Genomic DNA, 12,929 nt, shown 5'->3' on the forward strand with positions numbered 1-12,929 from the left:
GACGGCCTCGGCCTTGCCGTTCGGCTCGCTGGCGACCTCCGGCTTCGGCTTGGCCGCCGTCCCCCAATTCGATCACTACGCATATCAGGAGACCTCAGAATGAAGAAACAGCGCATCGGCATCATCATGCACGGCGTCACCGGACGCATGGGCATGAACCAGCACCTCATCCGCTCGGTGCTGGCGATCCGCGACCAGGGCGGCATCGCGCTTTCGGACGGCACGATGCTGGTGCCCGACCCGATCCTCGTCGGCCGCAACCCGGACAAGATCGAGGCGCTGGCGAACCGGCTCGGCGTCGCCCGCTTCACCGCCGATCTCGACGCCGCGCTCGCCAATCCGGACGACACCATCTTCTTCGACGCGGCCTCCACCAAGCTTCGCCCCGAACTGCTGAAGAAGGCGATCGACGCCGGCAAGCATGTCTATTGCGAAAAGCCCATCGCCGAAAAGCTGGACATCGCCGTCGACATCGCCCGCTACGCCAAGGAAAAGGGCGTCAAGAACGGCGTGGTCCACGACAAGCTCGACCTGCCCGGCCTGCTCAAGCTCAAGCGCCTGCGCGATGCCGGCTTCTTCGGCAAGATCCTGTCGGTGCGCGGCGAGTTCGGCTATTGGGTGTTCGAGGGCGACTTCCTGCCCGCCCAGCGGCCAAGCTGGAACTACCGCGCCGAGGATGGCGGCGGCATCATCTCCGACATGATCTGCCACTGGCGCTACGTGCTCGACAATGTGTTCGCCCCGGTCAAGTCGATCTCGTGCCTGGGCGCGACCCATATCCCGGAGCGCTGGGATGAGAACGGCAGGCCCTACAAGGCCACCGCCGACGATGCGGCCTATGCGACCTTCGAGCTCGAAGGCGGCATCATTGCGCAGATCAATTCGTCCTGGGCGGTGCGCGTGCGGCGCGACGATCTCATCACCTTCCAGGTCGACGGCACCCATGGCTCGGCCGTGGCCGGGCTTCATTCCTGCCTCACCCAGCACCGCGCCAACACGCCCAAGCCCGTATGGAACCCGGACCAGAAGCAGACCATGAACTTCTTCGACGATTGGGAGGAGGTGCCGGACAACATGGTCTTCGACAACGGCTTCAAGGTGCAGTGGGAAGAGTTCCTGCGCCATGTGGCCGAGGACGGCCCGTGGAAGTACACGCTGGTCGAAGGCGCCAAGGGCGTGCAGCTCGTCGATTGCGCGCTGGAAAGCTGGCGCAAGCGCTGCTGGGTCGACGTTCCGGCGCTGGAGATCTGACCATGGCCACGCTGAAACTGCCCGACGCGCAAGGCCGGCTCGTCCCGCTCACGCTTTCCACGCCGAAAAGCCACCCGGTCGAGCCCGCTGCCTATAACCGCAAGGTGCTGGCCGCCGCCCATGTGGTGGCGGATCCGCTGGCCGATGTCGACCCATGGCTGGAGCCGGCCATCGACTGGGACCGCACCATCGCCTTCCGCGAGCATCTGTGGGACCTCGGTCTGGGGGTCGCCGAAGCCATGGACACCGCCCAGCGCGGCATGGGGCTTACCTGGCAGAACTCGCTGGAGCTTATCCAGCGCTCCGTCGCGGCGCAGAAGGCACGCGGCGGCGGTGCCGTGATGGCCTGCGGCGCGGGCACCGATCACCTGCCCCCCTCCCCCGATCTCTCGCTCGACGACGTGATCGCAGCTTACGAGGAGCAGTGTCAGGCGGTGGAGAAGGCCGGCGGGCGCATCATCCTGATGGCCAGCCGGGCGCTCGCCGCCTGCGCCAGATCGCCCGACGATTACGGCATGGTCTACGACCGCATTCTCTCAAAGGTGGCCGAGCCGGTCATCATCCATTGGCTGGGCGAAATGTTCGATCCGGCGCTGGAAGGCTATTGGGGCTCGTCCGACCATATGAGGGCGATGGACACCTGCCTCGACATTCTCGCCCGCAACGCGGCCAAGATCGACGGCATCAAGATCTCGCTGCTTTCGGCGGAAAAGGAAATCGCCATGCGCGAGCGCCTGCCGGAAGGCGTGATCATGTATACGGGAGACGATTTCAACTATCCCGACCTGATAGAGGGCGGCGAGCGGGGCTATTCGCACGCGCTGCTCGGCATCTTCGACGCCATCGCCCCGCAGGCGGCCAGCGCGCTGACGGCGCTCGGCAAGGGCGAGCGGGCGCGCTATCGCGAAATCCTCGACCCGACGGTTCCCCTGTCGCGGCACATCTTCAAGGCGCCGACGCGCTTCTACAAGACCGGCGTCGTGTTCCTCGCCTATCTCAACGGCTTCCAGGACCATTTCACCATGATCGGCGGCCAGGAGAGCACGCGCTCGACGCTGCACCTTGCAGAACTGATCCGGCTTGCCAATGCAGCCGGCGCGCTGAGCGATCCCGAACGGGCCGCGGCGCGGGCACGGCCCGTCTTCGCCGCCCGCGGCGTGGAGGTCTGAGATGCCTTCCGCAAAGGTCATGTCGCTCAACACGGCGACGGTGCGCGAACAGTGGAACCTGCGCCAATGCATCGAGGGCGCCGCGCGCCATGGGCTGGGCGGCATCGCGCCGTGGCGCGACAAGCTCGCCGAGCTCGGCGCGAAGGAAGCGGCCCGCATGATCGCGGATAATGGCCTTGCCGTCACCGGCCTTTGCCGGGGCGGCATGTTCACCCGCGACGGCAAGGTGAGCCAGGCAGCGCTCGACGACAACAAATCCGCCGTGGACGAGGCCGTGACGATCGGGGCGGCCTGCCTCGTCATGGTGGTCGGGGGGCTGGAGCCGGGGTCGAAAGATCTCGGCTCCGCCCACCGCTTCGTCGAGGAAGGCCTTGCCAAGACGCTCGACTATGCGCGCGCGGCCGGCATGCCCGTTGCCATCGAGCCGCTGCATCCCATGTACGCCGCCGACCGCGCCTGCGTGTCGACCATGCGCCAGGCGCTCGACATCTGCGACCGCCTCGGCCCCGGCATCGGCGTCGCCTGCGACGTCTACCATACCTGGTGGGACTTCGAGCTGGAGGCGCAGATCGCCCGCGCCGGCAAGGACCGCCTCATGGCATACCATGTGTGCGACTGGCTGGTGCCGACGACCGATCTCCTGCTCGACCGCGGCATGATGGGCGACGGCGTCATAGACCTGCCGCGCATCCGCTCATGGGTCGAGAAGACCAGCTTCACCGGCCTGCAGGAGGTGGAAATCTTCTCCGCCCAAAACTGGTGGAAACGCGATCCCGACGAGGTGCTCGCCACAATCGTCGAACGCGCGGCAATCTGCTGACATAGCAGAGCGTGAGGAATTCCAGGCGGAGCCAGGAACCCCACCGTCGTCGTCAACTCTGTTTTTCGAGGTGGTCCCTGATTCCGACGTTGATGAGGATGACGAAGCCGACCGCCCCACCGTCGTCCCGGAAACCCGAAGGGGCTATCCGGGACCTATTGGAAGGTCATCGTAGAACGCGGCCCCTCTGAGCTTGTCGAAGGGCTCGCCCCGACGCATGTCAGCGCCAGCGGTCCCTTCTGCGGAACTCGGCCGCGCCAACCCAATAGGTCCCGGCTCTCCCTGCTGTCGGCCGGGATGACGGGGGTGGGCGGCCACCTCCATCATCAACTCCGGGGAAGTTCGCCGGTGCTTTCGGAGAGCGCCATTTCCCCAATTCATCCCTGCCGACTGCAGAGCTTCCGGGACGACAGGATATGGCCGAAGCCAAATCAATCTGAGCTCACCCCGCCCCGTCAGAGCTGCGGCGCCGACGGCACGATCTCCAGGGGCAGGTCGAGCGGTTCGAGCTGGTCCTTCACCTTGTCCGCATCGCCGACGATTACCCAGAGCATCTGGTCGTCCCTGATCGCCGCGCGCGCGGCGGAATTGAGCCGCGCGGCGGTCATGCCGCGATAATTTTCGGCGAGCCTGTCATAATAATCGTCCGGACGCCCGTAGAGATCATTGCGCTGCATCCCGTAAAGCACGGCATAGGCGGTTTCAAACCTGCCGGGAATTTCCCGGATACGGCCGTTCTTCGTGCGCTCAAGCTCGGCGGCGGTCACACCCCTGTCGGTCAGAAACGCCTTGATCTCGTTCCGCAACGCCGTGAGCGCCGGCCCGGTCTTGTCCGCCTGCACGGGTGCAGAGACCATAAAGGGAACTTGTCCCTCGACGCGATTGACCCGGGCGGACACACCATAGGACCAGCCCTTGGTTTCGCGCAGGTCCATATTGATGCGCGACAGGAATCCGCCGCCCAGCACCTCGTTGGCCGCGATAAGGTCGGCGATCTTCTCCGTCCCCTTCACAGGCAGAACCAAACCGCCGATGATAAGCGACTGCGGCGAATCCTTGCGGTCGATAAGGACGATGCGCGGGCTGGGCACGGGCACCGGGGCATCGTCGACCTTCGTGCCGACCGGGCCCACTCCCTGCCATTCACCGAAGCGCGCTTCCAGCAGCGGCTCGATGTCGGCAAGCGGCCGGTCGCTGACCACGAAGAAGCGTGCTTTCTCGGGGCGGAACCAGGCGCGATGAAACGCAATGAGGTCGTCGCGGCCGATCCCGGCCACCGCGGCGGGATCGCCCGTGCCCGGCGCCCCATAGGGGTGGGAGGTGCCGTAGAGCAGCGGGGGTAACGTGCGGAACGCAAGGCTGAAAGGCTCCGTCATCGCCTTCGCGATGGCCGCAAGCTGCCGCTGACGCTGTTGCTCGACCTTGTCAGGCGCGAAGGCCGGGTTGCGCACGATATCCGCGAACAGATCGAGCGAGGGTGCCAGATTGCCGGACAGCGCGGAGAGATTGACGTCAGTGCGGTCCATCGACGCGTAGCTGTTGATCCTGGCACCAAGGATTTCCTGACGCTCGGCAATCTGGAGAGAGTCGAGGCTGGTTGTGCCTTCCTCGAGCAGCGAGAGCATGAGGGACTGCGTGCCGAGCGCGGGCTTGGGGTCGGCGGCATCGCCCGCGTCCAAGCTCAGCGCGATCTGCGTCAGCGGAACCGCGTTGCGGTTGGCATAGACGATCTCGATGCCGTTGGAGAGCTTGGTGCGCGCGACTGTGGGGAAATCGAGTTCCTCGATCTTGCCCAGTTCCGGCAGCTTCGAGCGATCGAGCGCAGCCTTCGCACCTGCGCTTGCCTCATTGCCACTGGCAGGTGCGGGTCTCGGCTTTTCGTCCTCTTGAGGCGCGCTGGCTTGCGACGCGGCGGCTTCCTCGTAAGGATCCCGTTCGCCAGGAACTACGCGCAGCGCATAGACCGGGCGCTTCAGCCATTTCCGCAGCGCCGCCGTGACCTGCGCCGGCGTGGTCGTGGCATAGGCGGCGAGCTGCTTCTTGTAGAAATCGGGATCGCCGGAATAAAGCAGGCCTTCTGCAAGCGCGACAGCCTTGCCGCCAAAACCGCCCACCGATTCAAGGCCGGCAATATCGCCGGCGACCTTCCGCATGACGACGCGCTTCACTTCATCGGCGGTTGGCCCTTTTTCGATATAGTCGGCCAGGATCGCATCGAGGCGTTGTGAAACCATCTCGGTATCGGCGCCCGGCGTCACCTCGACGCGCACCTCGAAAAAGCCGATCTGCGCGAGCATTTCCACACGGGCGGAGACGTTCAGCGCAACCTTTTCCTCGCGCACCAGGATGTTTTCGAGCCGGGAGGTGGCGAGGCCACCGAGCACGGAAGCGCCCACGGAAAGCGGTACCGTGTCGGGATCGTTGAGGCCGGGCACGACCCAGCTGCGGGAGATCTGCGTGGTGGCCACGCGATCCTTCATCACCTCATCCTTGCGCGCGGCGAGCGTGGGGATCGGTGCAATAACGGGCTCCTTCTCGGGGCCTCGCGCGATGTCGCCAAAATATCTTTCGACCAGCGGCTTCGCGGTCTCCACATCGACGTCGCCGGCCAGCACGAGGACCGCATTGTTGGGCCCGTAATACTGGCGGAACCAATCGCGGACGTCCTCGAGGCTCGCCGCGTCGAGGTCGGCCATCGAGCCGATCGTCGAATGTCCATAGGGATGGCCTTCCGGCAGCAGCGCCGCGAGCCGCGCGTATTCGACGAGGCCATAGGGCTGGTTGTCGCGCTGCCGCTTCTCATTCTGAACGACGCCGCGCTGGTTATCGAGCGTTTTCCGGGTTACCGCGCCGAGCAGGTGGCCCATGCGCTCGGATTCGAGGAACAATGTCCGCTCCAGCCCACCCGTGGGCACGGTTTCGAAATAGTTGGTGCGGTCGAACGAAGTCGTTCCATTGACATCGGTCGCGCCCATCTGCTGCAGCGGTTCGAAGAAATCGCCGGGCACGCTTTCCGTTCCGTTGAACATCAGATGCTCGAAAAGATGCGCGAAACCCGTCTTGCCCTTCGGTTCGTCCTTGGACCCCACATCGTACCAGACGGAGACGGCAACGATCGGCGCCTTCCGGTCGGTGTGCACCAGAACGCGCAGGCCGTTGTCGAGCGTGAAGCTCTCATACGGAATATCGACCTTTTCGATCAGCTCGCCGGTCGGAACAGGCTGCGACGACTGGGCCAAGGCTGATAGCGGGACAAGGGCAATTATGGGCGCGGCAAGCACCCCGACTATAAAGGAGCGCATCAAATTATTCCTCTTGGTGTCGCATAAAATGAAAATAAACTTCAATAATGACATGATTTTTATTAAGTTATATTGTTAAACTATTATCTGAACAGTTATTTCCAATACGTGTTCTGATTTCTGGATCATTGGTAGTAGTATCACCGTTACTTGACCAGAATATGTCGCCCGCTTCAGTTCGGAACGATACCTGCGCACCCTTCTCGTAGTCTGCCTCAGGCGTTAAAGATGGGGCCATGTCCACGGAACGAAACACCGTACCCAAGCTCGGGTTCATCCTGCCGGACGATCCCATCGCATCCGAGATGCATCGTCTCGATTCCTGGCTCGCCGCGAGAGGGCGCGACGACGTCACGGCGCTCACGCTTCTGTCCAGGATCGAGGGCGGGCATCTCGAGGATATTCTTTTCAAGGCCGGCGATGCGGAGGTCATAGGGCCTATCGCAGGCGAGCTCGCGGCACAGGGCTGCGACGCCATCGTCTGGGCCTGCACCAGCGGCAGCTTCATCGGAGGGCTTTCTTGGGCGCAGGCGCAGGCGTCTGCCCTGGCCGAGATCGCGGCGCGCCCGGCCACGAGCACGAGCCTTGCCTTCATTGCCGCGCTGAACGCCCTTCAATTGGACAGAGTGCACCTGCTCGGGGCCTATCCCGAACCGGTAACGCAGGCGTTCAAAGCCTGCCTCGGCTCGGCCGGGATCTCGGTGGAACGGTGGCAGGCCCTGGATTCGCCCGACGGCCCAAGCTCGTTCCGCCTCTCCCTCGTCGATGAGGTCGACCGTTTCGCCGGATCACTGCCGGCCCGTGGAGATGAACCCATCCTGATCCCGGACACGGCGATCAACAGCCTCGACGTCGTCGAAGATCTGGAAAGGCGAACCGGGCGCACGGTTCTGACAGCCAACCAGGTCTCGCTTTGGCATGGGCTTTCCCTACTGGGAGTCGGAACAGCCATCCCTGGGGCGGGCCGGCTTCTGGCCGGCGAAACCCGTAACACAGTATCCTCGACATAAAGGAGACCCCATGATCCCGGACACCATGAAGGCGGTGCTGCTCACCCGGCATGGCGATCTCGACGCCCTCGTCTACCGCCAGGACGTTCCCGTGCCCCGCCCCGCCTCCGGCGAGGTGCTGATCGAGGTGACGGCTTGCGGCATGAACAACACGGATGTCTGGGTACGCCAGGGCGCTTATGGCAGTGAGACCGACCCAGAAGCGGTTTCCTCGTGGCGGCGCGGCCGGCCGACGCTGACCTTTCCCCGCATCCAGGGGGCAGACATAGTCGGGCGCATCGCCGCCGTGGGCGAAGGCGTTGCGCAGGAGCGCGTCGGCGAACGGGTGATGGTCGATTTCAGCCTCTACAATCGCGACGACGATAGCCTCGCCGATATCGACTATATCGGCCACGGCCGCGACGGCGGCTACGCGGAATATACGACGGTGCCGGCGGAGAATGCCCATATCGTCGACACCGGCATGAGCGATGCGGAGCTGGCAACCTTCTGCTGCGCCTACCTGACCGGCGAGCACATGCTGGAACGAGCCGGTGTGCGCGCCGGCGAGCGCGTGCTGGTGACGGGCGCCTCGGGCGGCGTCGGTTCGGCCATCGTGCAGCTCTGCCGGGCGCGGGACGCCATCCCCTATGCCGTCACCGGACAGGGCAAGGAGGAGGCGCTGCGCAGGATCGGCGCGGAAGCCGTGATCACGCGCGAACCGGGCGACCTCGTGGAAGCGGCCGCCGCAGCCACCGGCGGCGAACCCATCGATGTCGTCGCCGATCTCGTTGCCGGGCCGCTGTTCAACCCCTTGCTGCGCATCCTGCGTCCCGAAGGCCGCTACACCACCGCCGGCGCCATTGCTGGTCCGGTGGTCCAGCTCGACCTGCGCACCGTATATCTGAAGCACCTGCAGTTGCATGGCTCCTCGCAGGGCACGCGAAAGGACTTCCGGCGGCTGGTCGGATATATCGAGACCGGCAAAGTCAAGCCGCTGCTCGCGCAAACCTACAGGCTATCCGATTTCCACAACGCCCAAAGAGCCTTCATGGAAAAGCACTTCGTCGGCAAACTCGTCGTGGTGCCCGACGCCAAATGGCGGGAGGCGGGCAGCCCGGGTTAGACGCCCTCTAGGCGCCCTCCGGCACCGCCGCCTCCGGCATCTCATCGCCCGCCTTCTCCCGCGCCAGCCTGATGCGGAAGAAGGAAGCGTAGAGCACCGGCACGGCGATCATCGTCAAGACGGTGGCGAAGGCGAGGCCGCCCATGATGGTGACAGCCATCGAGGCGAAGAAGGCGTCGCTCAGAAGCGGCAGCATGCCGAGCACGGTGGTGACGGCGGCCAGGAACACGGGGCGCAAGCGGCTGACGCTGGCGTCGACCAGTGCCTTGTCGCGCGGCATTCCGGTGGCTATCTGCGCGTCGATCTCCTCGACCAGCACGATGCCGTTCTTCATCAGCATGCCGGAAAGGCTGAGCAGGCCCAAAAGCGCCGTGAAGGTGAAGGGCAGGCCGGTGAACAGCAGCCCCGCCACCACGCCGCACACCGCCATCGGCACGACCAGCCAGATGATCAGAGGCTGGCGCAACTGGCCGAACAGCAGAACCGAGATCACCAGCATGACCAGGAAGGACAGCGGAAGCTGGCGGCCCAGCGATTCCTGCGCCTCGCCGGAATTCTCATACTCCCCGCCCCATTCCAGATGATAGCCGGGCTCCAGTGGGATCGCCTCGATCCGGGCGCGCACCGCGTTGTGGGCGTCGACCGCGGTCAGGTCGCCGGCCGGGTCGGCCTGCACGGTCAGGGTGCGCACCCGGTTGCGGCGGCGGATCAGGACTTCCTGCGGCTCGGTGTCGAAGCTCTCGACGATCTGGGTGATCGGCACGAAAGCCATCTGCCCCGAGCTCCAGATGAGGCGGTCCTCGAGCCGCGTCACGTCGAGGCGCTCGTCGGCCGGCGGGCGGGCGACGATGGGGATCACCTCGTCGCCCTCGCGATAGGTGCCGGAGCGAATGCCGGTGGTCGCGAAGGCCAGCGTCTGGGCGACATCGCCGCGACCGACACCGGAGATGCGCGCGCGCTCCTCGTTGAGGCGCGGCGCCAGCACCAGCTCGCGCTGGCGCCAGTTCTGGCGGATGTCGATCAGCGCGCCGCTCTCCTTCATGACCGTTATGGCCTCGTCGGCCAGCCGCCTCAGCTCGGCCGGGTCGTTGCCGGAAAAGCGCGCCTCGATCTTGGCGCCGCCGCCGGGCCCGAAGACCAGGCGCTCGGTGCGGATCTCGGCCTGCGGAAAGGCCACGCCGAGCTCGTCGCGCAGGTCCGCCGCCAGCGCGTCGATCTGGCCGCGCTCCTCCATCTCCACGATGAACTGGCCATAGGCCGGGTTCGGCTGTTCGGGCGCATAGGTCAGCATGAACCGGCTGGCGCCCCTGCCGACGAAGGTGGAGACGGCCTTCACGCCCGGCTTTTCGAGGATGATCTTCTCGATCTCGCCCATGTCGCGCTCGGTGGCGCGTATGTCGGCGCCCTGCGGCAGCGTGTAGTTGACGTAGAAGATCGGCGTGTTGGAATCGGGGAAGAACTGCTGGCGCACCATACCGAAGCCGTAGAAGGAGGCTCCGGTGAGCGCGATCAGCGCGACGATGGTCACCACCTTCGCCCGCAGCGCGCCGCGAAGCAGTCCGCGATAGCCGCCATAGATGGCGCCCTTATAGGGGTCCGCATCGGCATCGCCCGAGCCCGGTTTCAGGAGATAGTGCCCGAACAGCGGCGTGACGGTGATCGCCAGCACCCAGCTCAATAGCAGCGATATGCCGATGACGGCGAACAGAGAGAACAGGAACTCGCCTGTCGCGTCCGGCGAAAGGCCGATGCCGGCAAAGGCCATGATGCCGATCACCGTCGCGCCCAGAAGCGGTATCTGGGTGCGGGAGGCGGCGTCGCCGGCCCCGTCGCGCGCGCTCATGCCGCGCTGCATGTTGATGAGCATGCCTTCGGCGATGACGATGGCGTTGTCCACCAGCATGCCCATGGCGATGATGAGCGCGCCGAGCGAGATGCGCTCCATCTCGATGCTGAAGATGGCCATGAACATGACCGTGCCCAGCACCGTGAGCAGAAGGGTGACGCCGACCACGATGCCCATGCGCCAGCCCATGAACAGGCACAGCACGCCGATCACGATAGCCACCGACATGACGAGGTTGATCATGAAATCGCCGATCGCCCTGTCGACCACCTCGTGCTGCTGGTAGATCGGGCTGATCTCCACGCCCAGCGGAATGCGCGGCGCCAGCTCGGCGAGCTTTGCATCCACGGCATGGCCGACTTCCACGATGTTGGTGTCGGCGACGCCGGCGACCGCCAGCGTGAAGGCGTCTTCGCCGTTGAAATGGATGATGTGGTCGGGCACTTCGGTCGGCGCGCGCACAATCGTCGCGATATCGAGCAGGCTGATCTGCTCGGTCGTACCGGGCTGCCCGACCCGCAGCGCCTCGATGGCGGCCACCGAATCGAAGGAGGGCTGCAGCGAAATCCGCACGCGCTTGTCGCCGATGCGCACCGCGCCGGCCTGCTCCACCGCGTTCTCGGACTGGATGGTGGACACCACCTGCTCGATGGGAATGCCGAAGCGCGTCAGCTTCTCGTTGGCGATTTCCAGATAGATCGTCTCGGTCGGCTCGCCCGCCGTCGTCACCTTCGCCACGCCCGGAACCGTGAGGAGCTCGCGGCGCAGGAAGCTGGAAATGGAGCGCTTGTCCGCGTCGGAGAAACCGGGAGCCGTGACGGCATAGAACAGGCCGAACACATCGCCGAAATCGTCGTTGACCATGGAGGGGCCCGCGCCCGTGGGCAGGCTCGACTGGGCGTCGCCGATCTTGCGGCGCAGCTCGTCCCAGATCTGCGGCATCTCCTCGCCGTCAAAGGTCGACTTGATCTCGACCTGAAGCTCGGAAACGCCGGGCATGGATTTCGAGGTGACGAAATCGAGCTGGGACATCTGCTGGACGGCCGATTCCAGGACCTCCGTCACCTCCTGTTCCACTTCCTCGGCGGTGGCACCGGGATACTGGGTGACGACGATGGCCGATTTCAGCGTGAAGGCGGGATCTTCCAGCCGGCCGACGCTCGACAGGCCCCAGATGCCGCCGAACAGGCAGAACAGGATGACGATCCAGGTATAGATCGGGCGGTCGATGGCTGTGCGGGCGATCTGCATCAGTCTATCGCTTTCAAAATAATGACGCGGGAAATGGGAAGGAAGCAGGCGCGTGGCGCGCCCGCTTGGTCAGGCGCTGGTCTGCCCTGGTCAGAATGCGTTCATGGAGCGGACGGTCATTCCATCCTGGAGCTTCGGCCCGCCGGCGGCGACGATCATCTCGTTACCGTCGAGCCCCGACAGGATGGGCACGCGCTCGCCCTCGAGGCTCCCGAGCGTTACCTTGCGCGGGGAGACCTGCTTGGTCGATGCGTCGAACACCCACACCTGGAAGGAGCCATCGACGCTGGTATCGACCGCCGAAAGCGGCACGGAGAGCGGCTTGACGCCCATCTTGTCAGCCACCTTGTCACCCATGGGGCCGGCATAGCGTATGGCGACCGAGGCGGTCATGCCTGGCAGAAGGTTAAGGCCTTCCGGCGGCTTCATGCCGAACGTCACCTCATAGGTCTGGGCGACATCATTGGCCTCGGTGTTGTGCTCGCGATATTCGAGCGGGAAGCGCCGGTCGATGCCCGGGATGGAAGCTTCCACCTGCATGGCGCCCGGCTGTCCGACGAGGCGGACGAGATCTTCGGGCACCGAAATCTTGACGCGAAGCTCGCTGATATCCTGAATGCGCAGCACAGGCGCGCCGGCAGCGACATTGGTGTAGGTATCGGTCAGGCGCCGGGTGATGAGCGCGTCGAAGGGTGCTTCGAGGCGCGTGTGCTGGAGATCGCGCTGCGCATTCTCGGCCGCGACCTTGCGCAATTCATATTCCGTCTTCGACTGGTCGAATACAGCGTTGGACACGGAGCGGCTGGCGAGCAGCTTTTCCTTGCGCTCGAAATCGGCGCGAGCAAGCTCCTCGGAAAGCTTGGCCTGGCGGTAGGCGAGTTCGTAGTCGACCGGATCGAGCGCCGCCAGAAGCGCGCCCTTTTCCACCTTTGTTCCTTCCATCACCGGCATTTCGACCAGCTCGCCGCCGACCCGGAAGGACATTTCGACGGTGCTGACCGGCGCCAGGCGTCCGACGAAATTGCGGGTGTCGAGCGACGGCGTGTCGGAGACGGCCTTGATCGAAACGGTCGGCACGGGTGCCGGCTTTTCGTTATTGGCTTCGCTTTCCGAGCAGGCGGCAAGGGCAAGTGCAGTCAGCGCGAGCGCGCCGAAGCGAATGAACTTTGACATCG

The 12,929-nt window shown here is 64.9% G+C and carries 8 protein-coding genes; 5 read left to right on the plus strand and 3 right to left on the minus strand.

Annotated elements, in window-relative coordinates:
- Nucleotides 1-99: 99 nt before the first annotated feature.
- Genes N1058_RS10215 through N1058_RS10225 form a run of 3 tightly spaced genes read left to right on the plus strand, consistent with a single transcriptional unit; the run spans nt 100 to nt 3,240 of the window.
- Nucleotides 100-1,251, plus strand: a complete 1,152-nt coding sequence (locus N1058_RS10215; RefSeq protein WP_265517404.1) for a Gfo/Idh/MocA family protein — start codon at nt 100-102, stop codon at nt 1,249-1,251.
- 2 nt (nt 1,252-1,253) lie between these two features.
- Nucleotides 1,254-2,420, plus strand: coding sequence for a dihydrodipicolinate synthase family protein (locus N1058_RS10220; RefSeq protein ID WP_265517405.1), 1,167 nt, complete (start codon nt 1,254-1,256; stop codon nt 2,418-2,420).
- 1 nt (nt 2,421) lies between these two features.
- On the plus strand, nt 2,422-3,240 hold the full coding sequence (locus N1058_RS10225) for a sugar phosphate isomerase/epimerase family protein (protein ID WP_265517406.1): 819 nt from the start codon (nt 2,422-2,424) through the stop codon (nt 3,238-3,240).
- 455 nt (nt 3,241-3,695) lie between these two features.
- On the opposite strand, the gene N1058_RS10230 is transcribed toward N1058_RS10225, so the two are convergent.
- Nucleotides 3,696-6,542: a M16 family metallopeptidase gene (locus N1058_RS10230; protein ID WP_265517407.1), complete on the minus strand. Its 2,847-nt coding sequence runs from the start codon at nt 6,540-6,542 to the stop codon at nt 3,696-3,698.
- A gap of 236 nt (nt 6,543-6,778) precedes the next feature.
- On the opposite strand from N1058_RS10230, the gene N1058_RS10235 reads away from it, so the two are divergent.
- Nucleotides 6,779-7,552: a maleate cis-trans isomerase family protein gene (locus tag N1058_RS10235; protein ID WP_265517408.1), complete on the plus strand. Its 774-nt coding sequence runs from the start codon at nt 6,779-6,781 to the stop codon at nt 7,550-7,552.
- A 10-nt stretch (nt 7,553-7,562) separates the two neighbouring features.
- Nucleotides 7,563-8,657 carry an alcohol dehydrogenase family protein gene (locus tag N1058_RS10240; RefSeq protein ID WP_265517409.1) on the plus strand — a complete coding sequence of 365 codons (1,095 nt, stop codon included), beginning with the start codon at nt 7,563-7,565 and terminating at the stop codon, nt 8,655-8,657.
- A 7-nt stretch (nt 8,658-8,664) separates the two neighbouring features.
- Here N1058_RS10240 and N1058_RS10245 read toward each other — a convergent pair whose 3' ends face one another.
- Nucleotides 8,665-11,754 (minus strand): efflux RND transporter permease subunit, encoded by a 3,090-nt coding sequence (locus tag N1058_RS10245; protein ID WP_265517410.1) that lies wholly within the window; start codon nt 11,752-11,754, stop codon nt 8,665-8,667.
- 90 nt (nt 11,755-11,844) lie between these two features.
- Nucleotides 11,845-12,927, minus strand: coding sequence for an efflux RND transporter periplasmic adaptor subunit (locus N1058_RS10250; RefSeq protein ID WP_265517411.1), 1,083 nt, complete (start codon nt 12,925-12,927; stop codon nt 11,845-11,847).
- Nucleotides 12,928-12,929: the final 2 nt, after the last annotated feature.

This window comes from Nitratireductor luteus, from assembly GCF_026162365.1.
In the GTDB taxonomy this organism is placed as follows: Bacteria; Pseudomonadota; Alphaproteobacteria; order Rhizobiales; family Rhizobiaceae; genus Chelativorans; species Chelativorans luteus.

Bases quoted from the DNA above. Each gene is read 5' to 3' on its own strand.
- N1058_RS10215 (WP_265517404.1), top strand. From the start codon at position 100: ATGAAGAAACAGCGCATCGGCATCATCATGCACGGCGTCACCGGACGC.
- N1058_RS10220 (WP_265517405.1), top strand. From the start codon at position 1,254: ATGGCCACGCTGAAACTGCCCGACGCGCAAGGCCGGCTCGTCCCGCTC.
- N1058_RS10225 (WP_265517406.1), top strand. From the start codon at position 2,422: ATGCCTTCCGCAAAGGTCATGTCGCTCAACACGGCGACGGTGCGCGAA.
- N1058_RS10230 (WP_265517407.1), bottom strand. From the start codon at position 6,542: ATGCGCTCCTTTATAGTCGGGGTGCTTGCCGCGCCCATAATTGCCCTT.
- N1058_RS10235 (WP_265517408.1), top strand. From the start codon at position 6,779: ATGTCCACGGAACGAAACACCGTACCCAAGCTCGGGTTCATCCTGCCG.
- N1058_RS10240 (WP_265517409.1), top strand. From the start codon at position 7,563: ATGATCCCGGACACCATGAAGGCGGTGCTGCTCACCCGGCATGGCGAT.
- N1058_RS10245 (WP_265517410.1), bottom strand. From the start codon at position 11,754: ATGCAGATCGCCCGCACAGCCATCGACCGCCCGATCTATACCTGGATC.
- N1058_RS10250 (WP_265517411.1), bottom strand. From the start codon at position 12,927: ATGTCAAAGTTCATTCGCTTCGGCGCGCTCGCGCTGACTGCACTTGCC.